This is a genomic window from Janthinobacterium sp. FW305-128 (genome assembly GCF_020858135.1).
Lineage (GTDB): Bacteria > Pseudomonadota > Gammaproteobacteria > Burkholderiales > Burkholderiaceae_D > Janthinobacterium.
Genome location: NZ_JACYMK010000008.1, coordinates 42,195 through 63,073, shown reverse-complemented (window position 1 = coordinate 63,073; position 20,879 = coordinate 42,195). Strand labels below are relative to the sequence as shown.

Here is a 20,879-nt window from a genome sequence, read left to right as displayed (position 1 = left end):
TACTTGCAAGAGAGCCTCGGCCACTGACGCCGAAATGATGAAGTGCTATTTTGGCGTGATGTGCAGCGGAGTTGAACACTGCGCGACCGTTCTGGACTCGGTTTGCGGTAAGGAGAATTGTCTGATTTATTGTCAAAAATGGATGTCAAGTAAGCAGCATTTGAAGGTATTTAAGGGAGTTTACAATTGCGGATTTTTTCTGACGTTGATACTGCACCTTTTAATATTTGTTGGCCCTTGGTTATGGTTGTCCAGGACTCATAATTACTCCCCCAACATTTTAGGTACCGGTTCAGTTATCTCGGCTGCGCTCGCCTTTTTTGTGTTTGCGGCAACAATTCAATATTTCCCCGTGCCAGGTGGTGGTATTTGGATAGCTGTAGACGTCAAGACGGATGTGTTAGCCCTGCACATGTGGAAGAGATTTCCCAGCAGGACGGTGCTCTGTGAGGTCTCGGCTAAGGCAGTGCAACTTGGTCTGGAACTCCGTTGCAAGACCATACGCATCGAATCTCCGTTATTGGTTCGCGATGGAAGATTGCAGATGTGGGGTGACGAGCTAACGGCTCGCCTGGCCAGTTTTGGTCCACACGTAGTTATTCAGATTACGCATCCGAAAGACATGTTTTTTCTACATGCCGGACTATTTTCGTTAACTCGAAAACTCCTGAGGTATGACCTTAAAAAAAAGCATTTGCCAGCGCCACAAGGATTTTTTAAGGGTCAGACCGCCGGGTTCATAATACAACTTCCTTGATAATTCACCGCTCGCTTCTAGGGGAAGTCGTCCTTCGACATTCCCTCGAGTCGCTCCGCCATCTCTTGAAACCTCGCTGAAATCGCCAATTACTTGCTCAGCTAGCTGTCCGACGAATTGTCCATCACTAGGGCTTGCCGCAATCAACGCCCAGAATCTGCAGTTACCGCGCGCTCATCCGCCCCCATACGGGCCAGACGTCAACCTCATGAATCACAACTTGGCCGAACACAACGGTATGAAGATGTTGTAGGGGCGCGCCAGCCGACGAAAGCATAAATATTAACCTCAGTAGCACATTACTGACTCGACTTTTCTGATGTCACGCCATGAGAAACCATCTATTTCAATGATATTTTTCGACAATACTTACATTAGCGAAGCCAATTAAAAATAAGGCGTCTCAAACCTCAAGTTATTTCCTTAGCAGTTATAAGAGATAAAACTTCATCGAGTTTCAGAAACTCAGAAAAAAAACGGTATTTGTAAAGAATCCATTCCCGATAAAAAACAGGTAGCTATTGTTAGTTTACCGCTAGACGTACGAATTTTTCGACAGTGCGAAATAGCAAAGATTTGTCGAATATTAATTGCTTGCTTAAAATCAGCCACTTCGCACTCTCGAGGCGATGGGCAGATAAAAAATTCCAAGCAAAAAGACAAATCGGAGACGGAATTGGCAAGAAGTAAATACGTACGCGACGAAACAAAAATCCAAAAACTAATGGCCTCTGGACGCGGCACCGGCAATCGAGCTGAATACACGCCTTGGCTTTACGTCCACGAGGTCCCGAGCATTGGACGTTCTCACCGGGTACCAGGCGCCGCGTCGAAGCGCGTCCATCACCTACTCTCAGATATTGAATATTCCGTCTTCCTTGTACTTGACCGGGAGCTCAGTGTGGTCGACATCCGAGAACAGGTTCCCCTAGACCGCGCGACGACAATACGGCTGGCGGATGCGCTGGGCTTCCGGCGACCTCGAGCTCCTGGAAGTGGCACTGACTACGTAATGTCCACTGATTTTGTCGCAACCGTTCAAGGACAAGGTTTTCAACACCACTTCGCTCTATCCGTAAAACCTTCAACTAAGGTAGGTAACAAACGCGTCCAAGAATTACACGCCATAGAACAGGCCTACTGGGAGGAGCGAGGCATCAAGTTTGCAGTGGTCACCGAAGTGGACGTTTCGAAACGGCTGAAAGCGTCATTGCAGTGGCTGCGGCCGATGTCAATTCTGGATGCAATTGATGAGCCCTATGCGGGCTTCATCAATCAAGCGGTACACAGCCTTATCGTTTCTATTAGAGGCGCATTTACGAGTCGCGTACCTTTGGCACGCCACTGTCTGCAACTTGACGCCATCGCTGGCTGCGCACCAGGCGAGCATCTAAAAGTGGCCCGGCATCTAATAAGCATTCGTGCGCTCCAAACGGACCTCAATCGAGAAAAACTATGGAACACCCCGCTGAATGAGTTTGGCGTTCACCCCGCTGCGTCGACCAACATCTAAGGAATTTGGCTTGTTGCACCTTCTTCCAAATCTTGCAGTGAGACATCCCGACATTTATGCCACACAGCTCATTGTCCAAGTCTATCCACATTTAGATATCGTCGCATCCATAAATGCTGAAGGCCGTGGGGCAAGCATTCGAACACACTCCTACGCTGAATGGACCACGATGCTCAACACCGGAACATTGACGGTTATTGATGCCCCGAACGGTGCAGGTCTGTTTCCATATAAATTGTCTGGAACGATGCGTGCCCGCCAAGAACGCGCGTGGGCAGCGGTTGCGCCTTTGGTAAAAAACACTCCCGAAATTTACATCATGGCAAAACGGCGGAAGATGATTATCGAGAGAGCAAGGGAGCTTGGCATTAGCACCGATACCATACGTAACTGGATAGTTGAATATTGGCAGGGTGGCTCCACGCCATCCGCCCTCGTTGGCAAGCGCAATAGTTGCGGTCGCCATAGGACAGAAGGAAGCACATCACCTGGCTCGACTAAGCTCGGTCGTCCAAGAAAACACACGCCAGGTGTCGGCACCAATGTGGACGAACGGATGCTTAAGTACTTCCGCGTAGGGATAGCAAGAATTTTTCACAAACAGACCAGAATTTCTAAGTACGAAACGTATCTGAAGACCATCCAACTTTACTTGCCTGATGCAGTACAGGCTGATGAAAAGGGTAAAGTGAAAGTCATCAACTCGGACATGATTCCAACGTATCGCCAATTTCTTTACTGGTTAAGAAAAGAAACTGACGAGTTCAGCACTGCTACCGCAAAACGCGGGATGGATTACTATCAGAAAACTCTTCGCCCTCTGCTCGGCAACAGCACCGCAGACTCAATTGGCCCAGGATACAAGTTCCAAGTCGACGCGACCATCGCGGACGTTTATTTACTGTCCCGAGCTGACCGACGCAAGCTGGTTGGACGGCCAGTGCTGTATGTCGTTATCGACACTTGGTCTCGAATGATTGTCGGCATATATGTCGGTCTTGAGAATGCTTCATGGACCGTAGCAATGATGGCATTGCATAACGTCACTCTGGATAAAGTTGAATACTGCAAGGAATTTGGAATCGACATCGAATCTCATGAGTGGCCCAACGCATCGCTCGCAAGCACAATCCTTGGTGACCGTGCCGAATTCATTTCGAAACACTCCACCAACTTAGCGAAATGGCTGAACATTGAGGTAGAAAACACGCCGCCTTACCGGGCAGACTGGAAAGCGGTTGTTGAGCGCAGCTTCGGACTTCTGCAAGCGAAATTCAGAGCAGAAGCACCCGGATACGTCGATAAAAACCACGTAGCTCGTGTCGACGCGGACTACCGATTAGACGCAAAGCTAACTCTTCACGAGTTCACGCAGATAGTGATTCACAGCGTCCTGCACCACAATAACACCGTCATAACCGGCTATCCCCTGGACAATGAAATGGTATCGGAAGGTGTGGTTGCAATTCCCATACAGCTCTGGAATTGGGGAATTCATAATCGGATGGGGACGATGAAAAAACACTCCCAAGATAAGCTGCTCCTAGCACTTCTGCCGACCGACGAAGCTTCAGTAGCGGCCAACGGCTTGCTGTTCCTTAAGCGCCAGTACTACTCCACGGAACTGCACGCTCAAAAATGGTTTAGCAAAGCTCGCGGTGGACGTATACCAGTTACGGTGTCATACCACCCGCACAACCTCAACACGGTACTCCTTCATGTAGGAGAAGGCAGCTTTATCAAATGCACCCTAATGTCCGATGAAAGCATTGCGCAGGGACTGTGCTACGAAGAAGTCATGGCAATTAATCACAAGGCAGCCGCGACAGAGGGTTGGGAAGTTGTTTCCCAGCTGGAAATTGAAATGACTACTCAAAATAAAATCGAAGACGTAATTAAAAAAAGCATCGACGCAGTCGAAGCACTCGGACCCGACACGCGCAGCAAGGCCGAGCGCCTATCGAATATGCGCAAAAATCGCACGGATGAAAAACACGAAGAGCGAGTTCGACAAGGTGGCGACGGTCAGTCGGAAGCGAAGCCAACTGGGGTACCTGCTCTCCCTCTCAATCCGGCATTAGATACAGCGCACCACACGGACCTGCACGAAGTGGAGCCACAAGCGGCATTTCAACCGCTTTCAGTCATCGACTTCGATGACGATGATGATGACTAAATCCAGCTCGTCCATTCAATCGAATTTTGACGGGCGATTCGACTTGCTTCTCCGCAGGCACTTAAGAATCCATTTAGTCCCCTGTACCGGAGGTATCCGGTGCCTTACGGAGAGCAATCTCCCCAAAAAAATGAGAAAGACTGACCTATGCCGGTAACCGATGCGATTCACGAACACGCTAACGCTCTAGAGGGGGCCATGACACTCCGTAAGAAAGCCGTGAAAGCGGAATATATTGAAAGTGAAATTCCCGAATGGGTGGGGAACGAATTCATCGAGTGCTTGGGCCCTCCGCCGTCTGCCGAAAAGCTAGCTAAAATAATGTCGTACAAACCTCCATATGAGGAAGCCGAACGTCTGCGTCCACCAGCTATTCGGAAGCAATTGTTGAAGCGATTGGAGAGAGCGTATGTGCCGTTAACGGCACAGCAAAATATTGCGGACACTTTAGGCCAAATGATTCGTAGCGGGTACGAGCACCGCGCTCCTTCGAAGCCGGAATTTAACCAGTATTTGCAAACTGCATACGAGGCCCAAGTACGTGGAGAGTGCATAGAGTCGGCGCCGGAACTGGAACCGTTGTGCGAATCCTTTGCTATCATCGGAATCTCCGGGGTTGGGAAAAGTCGCCTCGTACATCGCGCGTTAGCACAGTTTCCAAGGCTAGTCTGGCACCCCGAGATTCGCCGATTTTCAATTCCCTACATCGTGGTCGAGTGCCCTCATAACGGCACCGTGAAACAGTTGATTTTGAACTTTTTCGAACGGCTAGATAAAGTACTCGGTACAAAGTACGAGTTAAAGTTCACCAGAGCTCGCCTTCCAGTCGAGGCGCTGATTCGAGAAGTAAACACGAAGGCACATCTGTATGGCGTAGGGCTCATTGTAATTGACGAGATTCAACACGTGTTGGCCGCACCAACAGAGAACGGCAAGACACTGTTTATGAATTTTATCGTGAGGTTCGTGAATGAGTCCGTTGCACCCATCGTCTTAATTGGTACGATGTCCAGCTTAAAGCTGATGCAACAAGATTTTCGTATAGCGCGCCGCACCATGGGGGCATTTTTGAAAAACTATCAAAAAGGCCGGGAGTGGGACCATTTTCTAAAAAAGATATGGCGCTATCAGTGGACGAAAAACGAGTCGTTACTAACGCCTAAAATAAACGAAGCAATGTATCAGCGAACACAGGGGGTGCTCGCATTGGCCGTGAAGCTCTATCGCGCGGCCCAACGCCGCGCGATAGATTCAGGCGTTGAAGAAGTCACAGAAGAGCTTATTCACGTAGTTGCCGATGATGAGTTTGGCCGAGTTGCACCCATGCTAAAGGCGCTCGCCTCAGGAGACGCCGTAAAGCTCATGAAGTACGGCGACCTTTACATCCCTACGAATAGCAACAAGCGTCCACCAAAAGCTGACAAGACGAATCCTACCGCAACTGGCGTCGCAGCTCCAAAGAGCCTCTTGGCACTCATGGACGAGATAATGCCGTCGCCTGAAACCACAGCGCCGGCCTAATCTAAGTACACGGGCACGTCGCGGCAATTTTTGCTTGCTGACTCATCCAAAAAAACTCATTTATACACGAGGCCATTTATGGTGCCGTACTTCCCAAAAATATATGACGACGAACTTTTGGCCAGCGCCATTGCGCGCTATCACAGCCATACTATGGGTACTTCTTACTACCAAACGCATAGAGAACTTTATGGTAGAGCTCAGCAACGTACTTCGATAAATTTCCCTCGCAACCTGCGCAAATTGCACACAGCTATCGCCGAAAACATCGGCAAGTCACTCAACGAGCTAGTTTCCGATGCAACTTTGTATCCGTACTACTTTGCATTCCACACTGACTCAGTGCGAAAGCGGGTTTTCAACAGTATGTGTGAGCAATTCACTGGAGGAAGTATTTTTTTATTTGGCTACGCGCCGCTATCCAATTGCTTAAAGGCATGTCCCGATTGCATCAGGGACGAGATTAGGAACCTCGGAGAAGCGTACTGGCATCGAACACATCAAATTGATAGCGTCCATCTCTGCACTATCCACGGGAGAAGCCTGCTAAATGCGCAAACACGCTATTTCGACTCGAATGGCTGCGCTTTGGACCCCCTCACGCACCGAACTTTGCTAACCGAATACCTTCCAAAATTGACGGAGAGGTGCCGCCAGCGCCTAACTGAAATTTCAGCGCGCTCTCACGGCTATCTAAACGGACCAACCGGCGCAGATAGGACATATTCTCATATTGCGGAGGCGCGCGCCTTCCTTAAAAATCTTTATCCATTCCGTTCAGCAGGGCTAGATATTGCTCGGCTCGAGAAGGACATAATTGAACATTTCGGTGAGCAATGCTTGAACCTCTTAGGATTGACAATTCACCCGAGTCACAAAGGCTCTTGGATTAGTCGCATGTTCGGGACGCAAACTTCGCCGCAGCCAACGAAGCACATCGTTATAAAAATATTTGTCGATGATTTTGTTCGACATCGCATTTTTCAAATTCAGGATAAACAAGACATTTTGTCCAAACTGTCCCGACGTAGATGGCCGTGCTACAACCCAGCAGCTGACCATTTTGGGGAAAATATAGTAGAAGAAGTTTACAAGTCGAAAGGATATTATCAAAATGGTCTGCTCGGATTCAGCTGTGACTGTGGGTACGTCTACCTAGTAAAAGAGGATGAATGGGACCTGGAAAGTAAACCGGTAGCAAAAAAAGTGCTCGCGTTTGGACCCGTATTTCTTCAGAAAGTGAAGAGCCTCAGTGCGGCAGGGGTGAACTGCCACCAAATAGCACTACAGTTAGGTTGTGCCCATCGTACAGCAAAAAACATGCTTAACGAGGACCACCAGATGCGGACGCGGCGAACCCAGATAGAGGCGACTGAGGTGCGCAGGGCCCGAATAAATAGCCAACGGGCCGAAAATCCGAAAGTTCAGCGACGGGTGGACTATGTCGCAAGGGATATCGAATTCGCACGTCGAGTTTGCGCCGCAGCGGAAACACTTCAATCCGAAGTTCCACTGGTACGCGCTTCCCGCAATCGTATTGTCAAAACAGCTGGAATCAAACATACGCAGCTAGTCCGGAAGCACTTTTATCCTACGACCACTGCTGCCTTAGACAAACTTTCTGAGCAAGCTGAAGGCTTTAGGACACGTATCGCAACATGGCGAGCCAAGACTGGACAGGTGACTCCCAAACGTCAAAGAGCGAAAAAAAGCAACGGCCGGTAACCTTCTGACGCCTCACAAGGCAATCCACAACTGACCTAATACTCGAAGCGCCACCGAAACACTGTCTTGCACATCGTATCCAAACTGCTCCCTAAAGCCACTGACGGTTTAATTTTCCGGAAATTAGCAGACGATTTCCCGAAGGTTTCACATTGCAAAAAGCCACTGATGTTTTAATTATTTTTGATTGCAATAAGGCCTAAGCCAAATCAATGACTTAAGAGCGACTTCACTGACGTTTTAATTTTACCTTCACACGCGCTGCGGTCCCCGGCGCTTGATGAAGCCGATCTCGATGCCGCCGGCGGCCGGACGCACGGACAGGCGCAAGGGCGCGGGCGACGCATCCTGCGCGCCGTGCAAGGGGCGCAGCATGCAGAACAGGGTGTTGCCCGACTGCGCGGCCAGGTGCAGCCGGCGCAGGCTGTCCGCGCGCACGTGCGATTGCCAGAACAGCAGGGCGCCGCACGTGCCGCTGCGCAAGATGTTCTCGGCCGCCCACAAGGCATCCTTGCTGCCGGCGCTTTTGAGCCACAGCAATTGCGACGGCGCCAGTCCCTGCGCGGCCAGGGCCAGCGCCTGCGGCGGATGGGGCGGCTGCAGCAGCACGATGGGCAAGCCCGGCAGCTGCGCCAGCGCGGGCGCCAGCAGCCGCAATTCGCCGCTGCCCGGCTGCTGCACCAGCAGATCGATGAGGCTGCCGCTGGGCCAGCCGCCGCCGGGCAGCTGCGCCGACAGGGCGGCAAAGCCCGTATCCAGGCAGCGCGCGGCGCCCTGGCCCAGCTGCGACGCACGCCACAGGGACGGGTGCAAGGCTTCCGGCGACGCCATCAATTGGGAATGTTGCATAATTGAATATCAAGATGAATACTGTATGCATATACAGTACTATCCGGACCCGCTTTTGGCAAGGCTTATCTGCCAGAGAACGCGCCCGGGGCCGCTCCGCCATGTCCGAAAAACCCCGTTTCTGGCATCGATTGCTGTACCATAAGCACTCTCCTTACCGCTCGGCAATGCACCGGGCGGCTTCCTCCGTCCATAAGGAAACGCATTTGACCACCATCCAACTCATCAGCGCCATCGTCTTCGGCCTTGCGCTCATTCACACCTTCGCCGCCAAGTCGTTTGAAACATTATCGCGGCGCCACCCCCGCCATGCGGGCTTGCTGCATCTGCTGGGCGAAGTGGAAGTCGTGTTCGGCTTCTGGGCCTTCATCCTGATCATCATCATGGCCTTTGTCTCGGGCAGCGATGCGGCCATCGAGTACGCCGAGTCGCGCCATTACACGGAACCGCTGTTCGTCTTCGTCGTCATGGTCGTGGCCGCCTCGCGCCCCGTGCTCGACGCCGTGCAGCGCCTGTTGAAAGGCGTGGCGCGCGTGATGCCGCTGCGCACGGAACTGGCCCTCGTCTGGCTGGGCCTGGCGCTCGTGCCGCTGACGGGCTCCCTGATCACGGAACCGGCCGCCATGACCCTGGCCGCGCTGATGCTGGCGCCGCAAATCTTCCGCCCGGGCATCCCTGAATGGCTGAAATACGGCGCCTTGGGCGTGCTGTTCGTCAACGTTTCCATCGGCGGTACCCTGACCTCGTATGCGGCACCACCCGTGCTGATGGTGGCCACCACGTGGAACTGGGACAGCGCCTTCATGGCCACCCATTTCGGCTGGAAAGCCGCCATCGCCGTGCTGGTCAACGCCACGGGCGTGAGCATTTTGCTGCGCAAATATCTGCACAGCAATACCTCCGACATCAAGCCGAAAGCCGGTGAAGTCGAAGCGCCGAAAGTACCGCTGACCGTCAGCCTCGTGCACATGATCGTGCTGGCCGGCGTCGTGACCCTGGCGCATCATCCCGTGCTGTTCATCGGCCTGTTCCTGTTCTTCCTCGGCTTCGTGCAGGCGTATGAACGCTATCAAAGCCCGCTGATCCTGAAGGAAGGCTTATTGGTCGGCTTCTTCCTCGGCGGCCTGGTGGTACTGGGCGGCATGCAGCAATGGTGGCTGCAACCGATCGTCTCGAGTCTGAAGCCGCTGGCCCTGTTCTTCGGCGCCCTGGGCTTGACGGCAATTACCGACAATGCAGCCCTCACCTACCTCGGTTCGCTGATCGTCGGCATGACGGACGAAGCGAAATACATGCTGATGGCCGGCGCCGTGGCCGGCGGCGGCCTGACCGTCATCGCCAATGCGCCGAACCCGGCCGGCGTGGCCCTGCTGCGCCGCGGCTTCAAGGATGAATCGATCGGCGCCGTCGGCCTGCTGGCCGGCGCCCTGCTGCCGACGGCCGTGGCGGGCCTGGCCTTCCTGGCCTTGTAAGCACCCTCGCGGGGCGGCTGCCGGCCGCCCCTGCTCTCCCTCAGTTTCCCCTCAGTTTCCCTCATACACGAGGAAATGCAGCCGGTCATAGAACAGGCTGTAGGCATAGTCGAACGTGCCCACGCTGCGAAAACCCTTGTGCAGATACACTTGCAGCGCTTCGCTCTTTTCCCACACCGTCAGGGTGATGCGCGCGCAGCCCTTGCGGCTGGCCAGGTCGCGGATCTCATGGAACATCTGCCTGAATAAACCCTGGCCCCGGTATTTCTCGTCGATGGCCAGGCTGCTGACGAAACAGTCGTCGGCGCGCGCATGCGCCAGCACGAAGGCGTCATACGCATCGTCGAGCGCCTTCATGTCATCGCGGTAATATGACACGGCGCCGCAAGCCTGGAACTCGTCCATCGTCGCGGCCGTGAAAAAGCCGATGAAGCGCTCGTCCTCGTCATGCAGGCCGTGGATGTGCGCCAGATACGGATCGATGTTCTGCCGCCGCTGCAATTCGACGAACTGCAGATTGAGTTTATTGCCGAACGAGCAGTATTCCAGATAGCTGGTGGCAAACAGCAGTTTGGCCATGCGGTTCTTCGCCTCGTCGCCCAGCAGTTCACCTGCCACCAGCTTGAGCGGCGCATGCGACAGCAAGCCCGCCTGCGCCTCGTCACCTGGCGGGGCGGCATCGCTGACGGCCGGCATGCGGCTGCCGTGGCGGCCGACGGTGGGGCGCCAGAAATTGCCGGCGGCAATATGCTGAGAACGGTGGGCCAGCAGGTAGCGGCAAAAGACGTCATTTACGCGATCGAGCTGCGGATCGTCCGACAGCACCGAGTAATAGTGGAAGTGATCGATGTCCGCCCGCAGCTGGGCCGCATACGCCATGCGCGGCACTTCCTCGATGTCGAACACGTCGACGATGTCGGGCAGGCGCAAAGGATCATCGAGTTGCCAGTCGATCTCGTCGAGCCGCGCCACGCAGCGCGCATACGCGCGCCGCTCTTCGTCGCTCAAGGGGATGTGCATGCCGGTAATGATATCGTCCAGCAAGCGCATGCCGCGGATGCCGCCCGCCACCGCTTCGCGCACGCCGTCATACAGCACGCAATAGCGCTGGTAGAACTCGGCATGGCTGAGCAGGGTCACGCCCAGGTTTTTCTTCCATTCGGCATAGAACTGGCCGAACAGCTGCGCCTCGAATTGCGGACAGGAACGGGGAATCTGTGCAGCGATGCCCGCATAGGCGAGGTTCACATTACGCTGGATCACGCGCAACGCGGCGTCGTTTTTCTTGGCGATCAGCATGCCCGTTTCATCGAGAAACAGATTCATCCAGCTGACATGCCGGCGCTCTTCGCTGTCATCACTCTTGCGCTGGAAATAATCGGGCACTTCCGGCTTCATCAGGAAAATCGTCGCCGGATTATGCGGGATCGTATCGACGTCCATGTACATGCCGCCGTATTCGCACATGATGAGGATGCGGAAATAATCGGACAAGGTGGCGAAGTAGCGCTGCGTATGCAGGGTGTCGAGAATGTCGAAGCGGGCCGGCGCGAAATCGAGCGCCAGCGCGCGCAGCGAGTTGATGTGCAGGGTCGTGCCGCCGATGGCGTAGCGGCCTATCGTGTAACGCCCGGCGCCGCCCGTGGGGCTGAAGCGTTCGTCATTGCGCAGCTGCTGCGCATCCCACACCCACAGGATGGAGACATACGGCGCGCCGCCGTTGTGCCGTACTTCTTCCAGCGCCGCGCCCCACTGCCCGATCGCGTCAAATGCGATGGCCGGCAACGGCCCGCCCATCCAGATGCGATGCAGGTAGCGCTCGTCGTCACCGAGCGCGCGCGTGGGGATGCAGCTGAGCGAGGAACAGCTTGCCGCATTGAAATGGTTGAAGTTCAGGCCGACGAAGCTGCGCAGGGCGGCGATCCCCGCCTGGTGTTCCGCGGCCAGTTGTTCCAGATCAATGCCTGGGGGCCGCACATCGGCCAGGGTGATGTAATCGAGCTTCAGCCGGTTGATGCGGAACTCGTATTCCAAGTTGAAAATCTTTGCTTGATCGTGTTTTGAGGCCAGGTCATCTATTTTCATGGGCGCACCATTTTCCGCAGGAGAGTGTCAATAAACGTCGCAGGGGTAAAACAAGGTCGAGAACATGCGCTGCGCCATCAGTGCCGGGCCAGCCGCACCTCGCTTTCCCGGCGCTCCGCCATGCCCCGCGTAAACAACAGCAGGCAGGCGGCGATGACCACGATGACGGGAATATTCAGCAGCGCATACGTCTCGAGCGCATAGCCGAAGCGCTGGCACAGCACGTTGTACAGCTGCAGCCAGGCGGACAGATAAATGCAGTACAGCAAGCTCATGGCGGCCGTCGTCAATGTCATCGACTCCTTGCTGGCCGTGATCGCGCTGCGGAGCAAGGCGCCGTTGAACAGGCCGAAGCCGATGGAATAGACAAACATGCAGGCCGCAAACACATCGACGTGATGGCGGCCCGCGCCGGCGCCCAGCATGCCGGCGGCCGCGATCAGCCCGCCCATGCGCAGCAAGGTGACGAGCGGAAAATCCTGGCGCAGGCGCTGGATGGCGATGCTGCTGAGGACAAAGCCCGACAGAATCACGCATTGCAGCGCGATATAGGTGGCGTAGGACGCGCCCATTTCCTGCAGCACGAAGATGGGCGAAAAGCCGATCCAGGCCGTCAGAGGCACGGTGGCCAGGCCGGCCGTGAACATGCCGAACATGAAGCGCCCGTTGCTGAAAATGGCGGCATAACTGCGCATGATGGCGGCAAGGTCCAGGCGCGTGACCGTGGGCGCCGCGCGCGGCATGGTCTTGAACAGGCCCAGCAGAGACAGCAGCGCCAACAGGCCGGAGAGGAAAAACACATAGCGCCAGTCCAGCCGGCTGATGATGGCGCTGCCGAGGATGGGACCGGCCAGGGGCGCAAGGATGGTGGTGCTCGACAGAATACTGCTGAGCTTGACGGCGGCCATGTCGTCGAACAGTTCATGGATCATGGCATAGCCGACAAAGATGAAGCAGCAGCCCATGCCCTGGATGAAGCGCACGGCGAGAAATTGCTCGATCGAGGCGGTCAATGGCACGGCCAAGGTGGCCAGCAGGAACAAGGCATTGCCGGTCAACACCAGCTTGCGCTTGCCGATGCAGTCGGCCAATGGCCCCAGGAAAATCTGCAGGGAACTGCCGCCCAGCAGATACAGGCTCAGGGACAGGGGGACAAACTTTTTCTCCGCCTGGAACTCGTCGACGATGCCCAGCATCGCCGGCATGATCATGTCGTTCGACAGATAGATGTTCAGTTCAAAGACGAGAAAAAACGCAAAAAACCACAGCAACTGCTTGGACTTGATGGACATGGCGCGTTCCGTAACGTGGGTGGCTGCCGTCAGTGCATGCCAGCCGTCGGGGCATGGGACGGCGGACACATCTCACACTGAAAACGTGTACCAATTGTATACCAATTAGTATTTTTAACGCTGATTTTTGTGATTTTTAAATACCGCAGCAATACCACTTACGATAATTTCATGGCATTGCGGGAATGGCGCCTGCCCTGAAAAGGGCGCGCCAGCATGCCGGCGCGTTGGCGCGGGCATGCCGGGAAGGGAAAAACGATGCGTACCAGTCGGCGCGCGGCGCGGCCGCTTACCGGCGGCGGTGACTGGCGAAGAAATCGAGCAGCATCTTGCTGGCGTCGGGCTTGGCCTTGTCGTTGAACGGCAGGCTGGCGTCGCCGCCGCTCCACGCGTGCTCGAGGTGCTCGATCTGCGCCACGCGCAGCAGCACCTGCTTGCCCACCTGATAATCATGCAGCGCATAGGCATGGGCTGGATTGCGCCCGCCCGCCGCGCCGCCGGGCAGGCGCTGCGCCGTTACCAGCGTGTCGGCGGGCATGCGGTTCACACGCACGCTCTGGCGTACCAGCTGCGTCTGGTTAATGGGACGCACCACCTTGTCGGCCTGCCCTTGCAGCAGGATGGTGGGCAGGCGGGGGAACGCGGGCTGGCGCGCCAGCACTTCATCGATGGCCGCATCGGCGCGGGCACTGGCGCCATGCTGCATCACGCCCAGCGCGCCGATCAGGTTATGGCCGGCGCCAAACACAGGACCCGAATGCAGGCCCAGCGCGGCGAACAGATGCGGGTGATTCAGGGCCACGATATGCGCCATGCCGGCGCCGGCGGAAATGCCGCAGATATAGATGCACGCGCGGTCGATCGCATAGCGGGCCGCCACCTGCTCGATGGCGCCGACGATCAGGCGCACGTCGCCGCCGCCCTCCTGCGTCAGCTTGTCGTACCACTTCCAGCAGCGGCGCGCATGCGCGCGCAGCGATTGCTGCGGATACAGCACGGCATAGCCCTTGCGCTCGGCCAGGCGGTTCATGCGCGTGCCGTCAGCAAACTGCGTGGCGCTCTGCTCGCAGCCGTGCAGCATCACCAGCAGCGGCCGGCCACGGCTGCGCATGGCGGCGCTCGGCGCTTTTTCGGGCAGGTACAAAAAATAAGGCAGGCGCCGTCCGGGCAACTGCCCCAGTTCCGCCAACGGCGCGTAGTGGGCGGCCAGCCACTTGCCCGGCGGGGGCGCCGTTCGCTTGCGCACGCGCGGTGGCGACAGGGGCGTGGCAAACGGCGCCAGCGAGGGCACGGCGTCGCTGGCGGGCCTGGCGCGCGGCGTCGGCCTAGTCTTGGCCACAGGCTTGCTGCGGGGCTTGGCCCTGGGCTTGGCAGGCACGGGCCCGAACAGCACCTTGGCCAGCTTGGTTGCCGTGCGCTGCTGTGCCTTACCGGCGCGCAATAGCCCGCGCAGCCATTTGGTGGCGGGCTTTACCATGGCGCTCGGCGCGCGTGTCTTGGTGGAGCGTACCGCAAGTTCATCCCTCTGCATCGTTGCATCGTCAGCATGTGCGGCCTCCTCCGTAGAACGCATAGAGTACCGCAATTGGCCGACCACACCGTACGTTTGCACACGGATAAAAGTGCCGCTAAGTAATCCTCAGGAAATTATTGTGAATTTATGACGAACAGAACCGGATGCTATGCAAGGCGCCCACTGCGACGCAGTGCGAGCACTGCTAGCAGTGGGCAAGCCTCGCCGGCCACCTTGCAGAGCGCCGGTTATGGAAGTCAGAAATCATAATAATTTATTGGGGGTTACTTAACACCATTGAGGCAGATCAAACGCGAACAGGTGCGTAAGCTTAATCTGCATGTTCGATCAGCATTTCACCAGAGGAGAGAACACCATGAGCTATCTGGACCGCGACATCCTGGGCATGTACCGCAACCACGACGGCCCGGGGCCAGCCCTGATGGGGGCCGACACCCTGATCGGGGACGAAGTCTACAATCACAACGACGAGGAGCTGGGTGACATCAAGGAAATCATGCTCGACATGCGCACCGGCCAGATCGCCTATGCCGTGCTGTCGTTCGGCGGTATCCTGGGCATGGGCGACAAATTGTTTGCCGTGCCCTGGGAACGCCTGACCCTGGACACCGTCAACAAGCGCTTCCTGCTCAACGTGGACAAAGACCTGCTGAAAAACGCTCCCGGCTTCGACAAGAACAACTGGCCCGACATGGGCAGCGATGCCTGGAACCAGCAGATGGAAGCGTTCTATGGCAGCGGCACGCGCTACAGCAGCGGCGCCATGGCCGGCAGCCGCATGCCATCGGGCAGCGACCTGCGCAGCGGCGCCAGCCTGCAATCGGGCAGCGAAGGCAGCCTGTCCGGCAGCTCCATGAGCGGCAGCCGCGCCGGCACCAGCAGCCAGAGCAGCTCGCGCTCATCGCTCAGCGACGATGATCTCAATAAAGATAGAACGTAGATCGGACAGACCGGACAGGTCGCACTGGTCGGGTAGGTCGGGTAGGTCGGATTAGCGGCGCAGCCGCGTAATCCGACACCACCAGCGACACCGTTAACAGCGCACCATCCACCACCCCATCGCCCAAGCCAACGATGACGTCGGATTACGCGCGCCCTGCGGACGCGCTAATCCGACCTACCGCTGCATCGATTCCCACACCTTCTGCAAACGCTTGGCAGAAACGGACATCGGCGTGCGCAATTCCCGTGCGAACAGTCGGGTAGGTCAGGTAGGTCGGATTAGCGGCGCAGCCGCGTAATCCGACACCACCAGCGACACCGTTAACACCCATCGACACCCGTTGACACCATTGACACCATCAACACCCCCCATCGCCCAGGCCAACGATGACGTCGGATTACGCGCGCCCTGCGGACGCGCTAATCCGACCTACCGCTGCGCGGTGGCGCCAGCCTGCAATCGGGCAGCGAAGGCAGCCTGTCCGGCAGCTCCATGAGCGGCAGCCGCGCCGGCACCAGCAGCCAGAGCGGCTCGCGCTCATCGCTCAGCGACGATGATCTCAATAAAGATAGAACGTAGATCGGGCAGGTCGCACTGGTCGGGCAGGTCGGGTAGGTCGGATTAGCGGCGCAGCCGCGTAATCCGACACCACCAGCGACACCGTTAACAGCGCACCATCCAGCACCCCCATCGCCCGGGCCAACGATGTTGTCAGATTACGCGCGCCCTGCGGACGCGCTAATCCGACCTACCGCTGCATCGATTCCCACACCTTCTGCAAACGCTTGGCAGACACAGGCATCGGCGTGCGCAATTCCTGCGCAAACAGCGACACGCGCAGCTCTTCCAGCATCCAGCGGAACTCGACCAGTTTCGGATCCGTGTTCTTGCCGGCCTGGCGGTCCTTGGCCTGGCGCAAATACGGCGCGGCGGCCGATTGCCATTCGGCCATCAACTTGGTGTCGCGTGCGGGGTCGGCGCGCAGTTTTTCCAGGCGTACATTGATCGCTTTCAAATAGCGGGGGAAATGCGCGAGCTGCGTGTACTCGTTTTCCGTCAGGAAACGTTTATGCACGAGGCCCTGCAGCTGCGACTGGATATCGCTGGCCGCCGCTGCGGGAATATTTTGCAGCCGCTTGGGCAAGCCGTGAAATTCCGTCAGCACTTGCGACAGCAAACGGGCGATTTCATTGACCAGCAAGACCAGGCGCGACTTGCCTTCCGCCTGTCGCTTGGCAAACGAGGCGGCGTCCAGCGGCAGCGGATCTTGCAGGCAGGCGATGTCGAGCGCCTTGTTGATGATTTGCTCGCGCAACTCTTCCTGCGAACCCAGGGCCATGAATTGCATGCCCATCTGCTGCAAGCCGGGAATGCTTTTCTCGACGTACTTGATCTGCTCCTTCATTTGCAGCGCAAATAAACGGCGCAAACCGACCTTGTGCGTACGCGCCGCCACGGTCGGGTCGTCAAACACTTCCAGGTCGCAATGCGTGCCCTTGTCGACGAGGGCAGGGAAACCGATCAAGGTCAGCTTGCCCTGCACGATTTCCAGCAGCTCCGGCAATTCGCCGAAGGTCCAGGCCGTCAAACCCATGTGCTGCGAGACGGTGGCGTTCGGAGGCGCCGGCGCGGCGGCGGATGCGCCCTTGCCTGCTGCAACTGTAGCGCCCTGCGCCTGCAGCCGCGAAGCCACTTGCGCGCCGGCCACCTTGGCACCGGGCGTGCCCGTGCCGGAGACGCCCGACACTTCGGCCAGCTTCTGGAAACTCTGGCGCGCCTGGCCGCCGAATTCCGCCTGCAGGGTGGCCAGGTTGCGGCCCATGTCCAGCTGGCGGCCATGCTCGTCGATCACCTTGAAATTCATGAAGTGATGGGCAGGCAGGGTTTCCGGCTTGAAGTCCGTCGTCAGCACATTGATCGTGATCTGCGTGCGGATGTCGAGGATGATGGCGTCGATCAGGTCGCCCCGGCCGAACACGCCCGCTTCATGCACGCGCTCGCAGAATTTCGCCGCGTAATCGGGCAGCGGCACGCAGTGGCGGCGCAGCTTTTGCGGCAAGGATTTTAATAGCAGATGCACTTTTTCCCTCAGCATGCCCGGTACCAGCCATTCGCAGCGCTCGCGCGGCAGCTGGTTCAGCGCGTACAGCGGCACCGATAACGTCACGCCATCGCGCACGCTGCCCGGCTCGAAGTGGTACGTCAGGCCCATTTCCAGGCCCGTCACGGACATGGTTTTCGGGAACAGATCCGTCGTCACGCCGGCCGCCTCGTGGCGCATCAGCTCTTCGCGATTCAAATACAGCAGCTTCGGATTCTCGCGCGTGGCCTCTTTATGCCATTTCTCGAAGCCGGCGCCATTGCACACGTCCGCCGGCAGCAGCTTGTCGTAGAAAGCGGCGATCAGCTCATCGTCGACCAGCACGTCCAGCCGGCGCGACTTGTGCTCGAGGTTTTCGATATCCTTGATCAGCTTGTGGTTGTGCGCAAAGAATGGCGCGCGCGTGTCGAAGTCGCCCCCGACGAGCGCGTCGCGGATGAAGATTTCGCGTGCTTCCGGCAAGTTGAAATTGCCGTAATTGATGCGGCGCTGGCTGTACACCACCAGTCCATATAAAGTCGCGCGTTCGGACGCCGTCACCTGCGCCGAACGTTTTTCCCAGCGCGGCTCGCCCCACGATTTCTTCAGCAGGTGCTCGCCCACTTTTTCCAGCCACTCGGGCTGGATCTGCGCCACGCAGCGTGCGTACAGCCGCGTCGTGTCGACCAGTTCGGCCGCCATGATCCACTTGCCCGGCTTTTTCAGCAGCGAAGAACCGGGCCAGATGTGGAACTTGATGCCGCGCGCGCCCAGATACCCGGCGCCCGGCTCGTCCTCGCCCTTGAAACCGATATTGCCCAGCAAACCGGTCAGCAAGGCCATGTGCAGATTGTCGTAGGTGGCGGGCGCTTCGTTCAGGCGCCAGCCCTGTTCCTTGACGATGGTCAGCAGCTGCGAATGCACGTCGCGCCATTCGCGCAAGCGCATCTGCGACAGGAAATTCGTGCGGCAATTGTCCTGCAGCTGGCGGTTGGTTTTCTTGTGCTCGATGGCGGACTCGAACCAGCGCCAGATCTTCAGGTAGCTGAGGAACTCCGACTTTTCATCGGCAAACTTCTTGTGCGCCTCGTCGGCTGCCTGCTGGTGTTCCATCGGGCGGTCGCGCGGATCCTGCACCGACAACGCGGAGGCGACGATCAGCACTTCCGTCAGACACGCGTTATCGAGCGCGGCCAGGATCATGCGGCCCACGCGCGGGTCCAGCGGCAGCTTGGCCAGCTTGTTGCCCAGCGCCGTCAGTTTATTGACTTCATCGACGGCACCGAGTTCCTGCAGCAGCTGGTAGCCGTCGGCGATGGCGCGCGCCAGCGGCGGCTCGATGAAGGGGAAGGTTTCCACGTCCGTCAGGTGCAGCGACTTCATGCGCAGGATGACGGCGGCCAGCGAGGAGCGCAGGATTTCCGGCTCCGTGAATTTCGGGCGCAGCAGATAATCCTGCTCTTCGTACAGACGGATGCACACGCCATCGGCCACGCGGCCGCAACGGCCGGCGCGCTGGTTGGCGGCCGACTGGGCGATCGGTTCGACCTGCAGCTGTTCGACCTTGTTGCGGTAGCTGTAGCGTTTCACGCGCGCCAGGCCCGCGTCGACCACGTAGCGGATGCCGGGCACCGTCAGCGAGGTTTCCGCCACGTTGGTGGCCAGCACGATGCGGCGCGCATTGCTGGTCTTGAAGACGCGTTCCTGCTCCTCGGCCGACAGGCGGGCGAACAGGGGCAAAATCTCCACATGCGGCGGATGGTGCTTGCGCAGCGCTTCGGCGCAGTCGCGAATTTCGCGCTCGCCGGGCAGGAATACCAGCACGTCGCCCGAGCCGATGCGGCACAGCTCTTCCACGCCATCGACGACGGCATCCATCAAGTCGCGCTTTTCGCGCGCAGCGGCGGTGCGCTGGCCCGGCTTGTCGGCATTGCTGCCTGCGCCAGGCATGGCCACCTGCTCGCGTTCCACGGGACGGTAGCGCACTTCCACCTGGTACAGACGGCCCGACACTTCGATCACGGGTGCCGGTTTTTCCGGCGTGCCGAAATGGCGCGAGAAGCGTTCCGCATCGATGGTGGCCGAGGTGATGATGATCTTCAGGTCGGGCCGGCGCGGCAGCAACTGTTTCAAGTAACCCAACAGGAAGTCGATATTCAGGCTGCGTTCATGCGCTTCGTCGATGATGATGGTGTCGTAGTTTTTCAACAAGGGGTCGGTCTGCGTCTCGGCCAGCAGAATGCCGTCCGTCATCAGCTTGACGGACGCGCCACGGCTCAGGGTATCGTTAAAGCGCACCTTGAAACCCACGGTTTCGCCCAAGGGCGTGCCCAGTTCTTGCGCGATGCGCTTGGCCGTCGACGAGGCGGCAATCCGGCGCGGCTGCGTGTGACCGATCATGCCCTTCTGTCCGCGTCCCAGCTCCAGGCAAATCTTCGGCAACTGCGTCGTCTTGCCGGACCCCGTCTCGCCCGAGACGATGATGACCTGGTTTTCCGTCAAGGCCTTGGCGATTTCTTCGCGCCGGCCCGAAACGGGCAAGTCTTCCGGATACGTAATCGGTGGCAGCGGGTTGCGGAAGGCCTTTTCCGCCTCGCGCGCGGCGCGGGCCGCGTCGCGGCTCTCGCGGCTTTCGCGGCTGGCCTGGTCATTGCGCGGCGCCTGCCCCTCGCGCGGCGGACGCGGCGCGCGCTGCTGCTGTTGCTGTCGCTGTTGCTCTTTCTGCTGTTCCGCGCGTGGCGGCTGCTGCCTTTGCTGGCTCACGGGCGGGCGTGATCGGCCTTGCGCAGGCGTGGCGGCAGGCGTGGCAACACCCCCGCTGGCGGGCACATTTGCAACGGTGGAAGGAGGGGAAGACTTATTGCTGGCTGAAGACATTGTTTTTTACAGGTATTTTAAGCGCGCACATCGCGCAGCGAATTATAATGCGCTT

The 20,879-nt window shown here is 57.7% G+C and carries 11 protein-coding genes and 1 pseudogene; 7 read left to right on the top strand and 5 right to left on the bottom strand.

Translation table 11 applies throughout. The features are described from left to right. Nucleotides 1-34: 34 nt before the first annotated feature. The 5 genes from IGS60_RS17460 (at nt 35) to IGS60_RS17440 (ending at nt 7,692) form a co-directional block, all read left to right on the top strand. Nucleotides 35-757 (top strand): hypothetical protein, encoded by a 723-nt coding sequence (locus IGS60_RS17460; protein ID WP_230505659.1) that lies wholly within the window; start codon nt 35-37, stop codon nt 755-757. A gap of 724 nt (nt 758-1,481) precedes the next feature. Continuing rightward, on the top strand, nt 1,482-2,270 hold the full coding sequence (locus tag IGS60_RS17455) for a TnsA endonuclease N-terminal domain-containing protein (RefSeq protein WP_230505804.1): 789 nt from the start codon (nt 1,482-1,484) through the stop codon (nt 2,268-2,270). Next, nucleotides 2,230-4,446, top strand: coding sequence for a transposase family protein (locus tag IGS60_RS17450; protein WP_230505658.1), 2,217 nt, complete (start codon nt 2,230-2,232; stop codon nt 4,444-4,446). Before IGS60_RS17455 ends, IGS60_RS17450 begins: the two co-directional genes overlap by 41 nt. Nucleotides 4,447-4,644: 198 nt before the next feature. After that, on the top strand, nt 4,645-5,967 hold the full coding sequence (locus tag IGS60_RS17445) for an ATP-binding protein (RefSeq protein ID WP_230505657.1): 1,323 nt from the start codon (nt 4,645-4,647) through the stop codon (nt 5,965-5,967). A 78-nt stretch (nt 5,968-6,045) separates the two neighbouring features. Further along, nucleotides 6,046-7,692, top strand: coding sequence for a TnsD family Tn7-like transposition protein (locus IGS60_RS17440; protein WP_230505656.1), 1,647 nt, complete (start codon nt 6,046-6,048; stop codon nt 7,690-7,692). Nucleotides 7,693-7,950: 258 nt separating this feature from the next. Here the strand turns inward: IGS60_RS17440 and imuA are convergent. Continuing rightward, a pseudogene (gene imuA, locus IGS60_RS17435) lies at nt 7,951-8,541 on the bottom strand (translesion DNA synthesis-associated protein ImuA); the annotation flags it as partial. Between the two features lie 206 nt (nt 8,542-8,747). Between imuA and IGS60_RS17430 the strand changes: the two are divergent. Further along, complete coding sequence (locus IGS60_RS17430) at nt 8,748-10,013, top strand: putative Na+/H+ antiporter (protein WP_230505655.1); 1,266 nt, start codon at nt 8,748-8,750, stop codon at nt 10,011-10,013. Between the two features lie 51 nt (nt 10,014-10,064). On the opposite strand, the gene IGS60_RS17425 is transcribed toward IGS60_RS17430, so the two are convergent. The 3 genes from IGS60_RS17425 to IGS60_RS17415 form a co-directional block, all read right to left on the bottom strand. Beyond that, on the bottom strand, nt 10,065-12,098 hold the full coding sequence (locus tag IGS60_RS17425) for a GNAT family N-acetyltransferase (RefSeq protein ID WP_230505654.1): 2,034 nt from the start codon (nt 12,096-12,098) through the stop codon (nt 10,065-10,067). Nucleotides 12,099-12,175: 77 nt separating this feature from the next. Further along, a complete protein-coding gene (locus IGS60_RS17420) occupies nt 12,176-13,390 on the bottom strand; it encodes an MFS transporter (protein WP_230505653.1) in 1,215 nt (404 codons plus the stop codon). 289 nt (nt 13,391-13,679) lie between these two features. Continuing rightward, nucleotides 13,680-14,867, bottom strand: a complete 1,188-nt coding sequence (locus tag IGS60_RS17415; protein WP_230505652.1) for a PHB depolymerase family esterase — start codon at nt 14,865-14,867, stop codon at nt 13,680-13,682. 412 nt (nt 14,868-15,279) lie between these two features. Here IGS60_RS17415 and IGS60_RS17410 point away from each other — a divergent pair, with 412 nt between their 5' ends. After that, complete coding sequence (locus tag IGS60_RS17410) at nt 15,280-15,864, top strand: PRC-barrel domain-containing protein (protein WP_230505651.1); 585 nt, start codon at nt 15,280-15,282, stop codon at nt 15,862-15,864. A gap of 751 nt (nt 15,865-16,615) precedes the next feature. Here the strand turns inward: IGS60_RS17410 and hrpA are convergent. Continuing rightward, entirely contained in the window at nt 16,616-20,824 is a 4,209-nt protein-coding gene (gene hrpA, locus IGS60_RS17405) for an ATP-dependent RNA helicase HrpA (RefSeq protein ID WP_230505650.1), read from the bottom strand. Between the last annotated feature and the right edge of the window lie 55 nt (nt 20,825-20,879).